Genomic DNA, 4229 nt, shown 5'->3' on the forward strand with positions numbered 1-4229 from the left:
AGGACGCATAGGGACGAAGAGGAACTATGTCAAAATCGTCACCTAACTCTGTCAGCGGGGATACCCGCTGTCGAAAGTGCCGTCGTGCCGGAGAGAAACTTTATCTCAAGGGAGCACGGTGCTACTCAAAGAAGTGCGCTGTTGAGCGCCGCAACTACGCGCCGGGTCAGCATGGCCCGACCGCGCGTCCTTCCAAGCCAACGGACTACGGCAAGCAGCTTCGCGAGAAGCAGAAGATGCGCCAGATGTACCGTGTTCTGGAAGGCCCCTTCCGTGCCTACGTGTCGGAAGCTTCCCGTCGCCGTGGTGTGACCGGTGAGAATCTTCTCCAGCTTTTGGAGATGCGCCTGGATAATGTCGTCTACCGCCTCGGGTTCTCCACGAGCCGCGCCCAAGCCCGTCAGCTCGTGAGCCACGGACACCTGATGGTCAATGGCAAGTCTGTAGACATCGCTTCCTATCAAGTCCGTGCGGGCGATTCCATCTCAATTGCCGAGGGCTCCCGGCGAATGAGTGTCATTCAGGATGCGCTAGCAGGAGCAGGCTCACGCACTCCAACCTGGCTCTCACTAGATGCCCATCAGTTCGCAGGCAAGGTGCTCGCTGCACCGCGCCGTGATGAAGTGGACTCGCAGGTTTCGGAGCAGATCATCATCGAGTTCTACTCCCGCTAGTTCTCAGGAGGAGACAATATGGCTATTCAGGAGACGGTTGTACCTCGTATCGAGACGCTGGAGCAGTCCGATGTGTTTGGCAAGTTTGTTGTCGAACCGTTGGAGCCAGGCTATGGCGTCACATTGGGCAACTCCCTTCGTCGTGTTATGCTTTCTTCTATCATTGGAGCCGCCATCACGTCGGTTCGGATTGAGGGAGTGCAGCACGAGTTCCAGACCATTCCAGGGCTGAAAGAAGACGCGACCGAGCTTTTTTTAAATCTTAAAGAGCTCTGGGTTCGTATTGACGACGACGATGAGGAAGAGGAAGACCTTTCCGATGCCCCACGTGTGATCCGAGTGGATGCACGGGGATCGGGACGTATCACGGGAGCGGACGTTGTCTGCCCGCCAGATATGGAAGTGGTCAACCCTGAGTGTTATCTGGCAACAATCTCTGATGAGACAGCAAGCCTGTACATCGAGATGAAGGTCGAGCGTGGTCGTGGTTATGTGATGCCGGATAAGGGTGTCAAGACCAGCGATATCATCGGGGAGATCCCGGTGCCCGCAGCCTTTGGGCCAGTGCGTAAGGTCAACTACACCGTGGACCCCACCCGTGTGGGAAACCGCAACGACTATGAGCGTCTGACGATGGACATCACGACCAACGGGACAATCGAGCCGAGTGTGGCACTTTCGCAGGCGGCGCTGATGCTCGCGGAGTATTTCCAGCGCTTTGTAGATCATAAGGGCGGTCCAGTTCGTCAGTCGTTTATCATGCCGATCGGTGGCCTAGGCGCAAATGGCGCCCCTGACACGCGCATTGAGGAGCTAGATTTCTCGGTTCGTACATACAACTGTCTGAAGAAGGCAAATGTACTTACCGTGGGCGAGCTTGCTCTGATGAGCGAAATAGACTTGATGAATATTCGCAACTTTGGGAAGAAGTCTCTGACTGAAGTAAAGGAAAAGCTAAACACGATGGGCCTTAACCTTAAGGACTCCGATGGCTATTTCCCCGGCGAAGACGACGACGAGGACGAGGATTAAGGAAGTAAACGATGCGACACCGAATCGGTGGGCGGCAGTTTGGCCTGGCTTCGGACGCGCGTATTGCGCTTCTGAAGGGGCTACTGCGCTCCATGATCATCTATAAGAAAATTGAGACGACCGAGGCACGTGCCAAGGAGATCCAGCCAATGGTTGAGAAGCTGGTGACCCGTGCGAAGAACAATGATACCGTGCATGCACGTCGTATCGCCCGTGCTGCTATCGGTGGTAAGAGCGCCAGCGATGAGGATATCATCAAGGAGCTATTTACAGTCATTGCCCCGAACTTCAAGGATCGGCCCGGCGGCTATACCCGCATGGCTCACAAGAGTGTTCGACGTGGCGATGGGGCACCGGTTGTGGTGCTGGAGTTCGTCAACGACTGAGGCTGCTTTCGTCGCTGATGAAACGCGTTCGCTTAACCTTAGAGTACGATGGTACCGATTTCGCTGGTTTCCAGCTTCAGGGTAAGGGAGAGCGAACCGTTCAGGGAGACCTAGAGGCGGCTCTGCTCCAGATAACCGGAACACAGATCCGGGTGTCTGGAGCGGGCCGCACCGATGCAGGAGTTCACGCGCTGGGGCAAGTTGCTCACTTCGATGTGGACTGGAAAATTTCAGAAGAGAAGATCGTCGGCGCACTAAACGCTCACTTGCCACGCGATATTAGCGTGCTGCAGGCGGGATATGCTGAGCAAGAGTTTCATGCTCGGTTTAGTGCAACAAGCCGAACCTACCGTTACGCGATCCTCAATCGCCCGCAACCGTCGGCGCTACTGACACGCTATGTCTGGCATGTCACTCGGCCACTGAGTGTGGAAGCGATGCAGGAAGCAGGACGGACTCTCTGCGGGACGCATGACTTTGCGACGTTTGGGCAGCCTAGTGCGCCTGGACTCAGCACTGTGCGTTTTGTCGAGCGGATCGCGGTGCGCCCCTGGAAAAATGGGTCGTGCTTGCTGATCACCGTGCGAGGGAATGCCTTTCTGCGCCAGATGGTGCGTAGCCTGGTAGGAACCCTGGTCATGGTGGGGCAAGAGAGGCTTGAGAGGGGCGAGGTTTTGAAACTTCTGGAAGTGCGTGATCGGCGGGCATGTCCTCCGATTGCCCCTGCAAAAGGGCTCTGCCTGGTAAAAGTCGGCTATGATGGGCAGCGAATAGGAATAAATTAAATGAAAACTTATGCAGTAAAAGCGGACGATATCCAGCGCGACTGGATCGTCCTAGATGCAACGGGCGTGCCGATGGGCCGTCTTGCGGCCAAGGCTGCGGCAATCCTGCGAGGAAAGACCAAAGCGATCTTCTCCCCGCACATGGACTGTGGTGATCATGTGATCATCATCAATGCCGAGCGAACGATCCTGACGGGCAATAATAAAGGCGATGAGCCTATCTACCGCCACACCCTCTATCCGGGTGGTTTGAAGCAAGTACCCCGCGCTGAGCTTCTGGAGAAGCGTCCTGACTACGCAGTTCTGCGCACCGTCAAGGGCATGCTTCCCCACAACCGACTGGGAGCCCAGATGCTGACCAAGCTTCGTGTCTATGCCGGTGAGAATCATCCGCATGAGGCGCAGATTAAGGGCGCAGCCAAAGCAAAGGCAGAAGGTTAAACAATGGCAGAGACTCGAACGTACGCAACTGGTAAGCGCAAGTGCGCTATCGCCCGCGTCTGGCTTTCGCCCGGCGATGGGACAATCACGATCAACGGCAAAACGGTGATGGAGTACTTCTGCCGCCGTACCCTCGAAGCGCTGATCAATCAGCCCTTCGCCGCTACCCGTAGCGAGGGCCGCTTTAGCATCTTCGCGAAGACCAAGGGTGGTGGAATCTCCGGCCAGGCAGGTGCGCTGCGCCATGGAATCAGTAAGGCTCTGGTCGAGTTCGACCCGGAGCTGCGCGTGGTTCTTCGTCGCAACGGCTTCCTGACGCGCGACCCACGCGTGAAAGAATCCAAGAAATACGGTCGCAAGCGCGCCCGTCGCGGATTCCAGTTCAGCAAGCGTTAATCGCACGCCCCCTAACCCCCGCCTAGCGGGGGGACTAATCAGGCGTTTGCCCGGCATGAGTCATCGTGCCGGGCATTTTCTTTGTGAAATGGGCAATAATCAGCCCGGCACGATTGTCTCCCCTTTAACCGGCCAGATAGTGGGGGCACGTTGGCCAGCCCTGCGCTTTGTCGCTGCCGCACTTGTCAACCCGTATTCCGAGCTCGAGTGCGCTGTGATCGCCCCCGAGCTCGCAACGCACCCCTTCGGCAGGGGCTCCAGCCCTTTCTCCGGGGAACCTCGGAAGCAAAGGAGCAGCTTGCCGCCTGCGATCAAGTCGTGCAGATTCCCTCAATGTCGCGACTGCCAGCGCCATTCTCCTCTACGAAGTCTTCAATCAGCTGCGATCAAGACTGGTGTTCAGAAATAATTCAAACAAGTTGGTCATTCGACTTGACAACTTCTTCTCCGTGAGATAATATTCTCCTTGCGCCTCGGCCTGAGCCAAGCGCAGTGACTCGAAGAAATGACAGTTA

At 56.4% G+C, this 4229-nt stretch carries 6 protein-coding genes; all 6 read left to right on the forward strand.

The annotated features are described in order from the left end of the window. Nucleotides 1–26: 26 nt before the first annotated feature. The 6 genes from rpsD to rpsI are packed head-to-tail and all read left to right on the forward strand — an operon-like array spanning nt 27 to nt 3714. A complete protein-coding gene (gene rpsD / locus AC1XOS_RS20310) occupies nt 27–674 on the forward strand; it encodes a 30S ribosomal protein S4 (RefSeq protein WP_481964036.1) in 648 nt (215 codons plus the stop codon). Between the two features lie 18 nt (nt 675–692). After that, nucleotides 693–1706, forward strand: a complete 1014-nt coding sequence (locus AC1XOS_RS20315; RefSeq protein ID WP_481964037.1) for a DNA-directed RNA polymerase subunit alpha — start codon at nt 693–695, stop codon at nt 1704–1706. A gap of 11 nt (nt 1707–1717) precedes the next feature. Beyond that, nucleotides 1718–2092 (forward strand): 50S ribosomal protein L17, encoded by a 375-nt coding sequence (gene rplQ, locus AC1XOS_RS20320; protein ID WP_481964038.1) that lies wholly within the window; start codon nt 1718–1720, stop codon nt 2090–2092. Nucleotides 2093–2109: 17 nt separating this feature from the next. Beyond that, nucleotides 2110–2877 carry a tRNA pseudouridine(38-40) synthase TruA gene (truA, locus tag AC1XOS_RS20325; protein ID WP_481964039.1) on the forward strand — a complete coding sequence of 256 codons (768 nt, stop codon included), beginning with the start codon at nt 2110–2112 and terminating at the stop codon, nt 2875–2877. Next, entirely contained in the window at nt 2878–3318 is a 441-nt protein-coding gene (rplM, locus tag AC1XOS_RS20330; protein WP_481964040.1) for a 50S ribosomal protein L13, read from the forward strand. A gap of 3 nt (nt 3319–3321) precedes the next feature. Continuing rightward, nucleotides 3322–3714, forward strand: a complete 393-nt coding sequence (rpsI, locus tag AC1XOS_RS20335) for a 30S ribosomal protein S9 (protein WP_309714387.1) — start codon at nt 3322–3324, stop codon at nt 3712–3714. Nucleotides 3715–4229: the final 515 nt, after the last annotated feature.

It is taken from the genome of Armatimonas sp. (genome assembly GCF_964826245.1).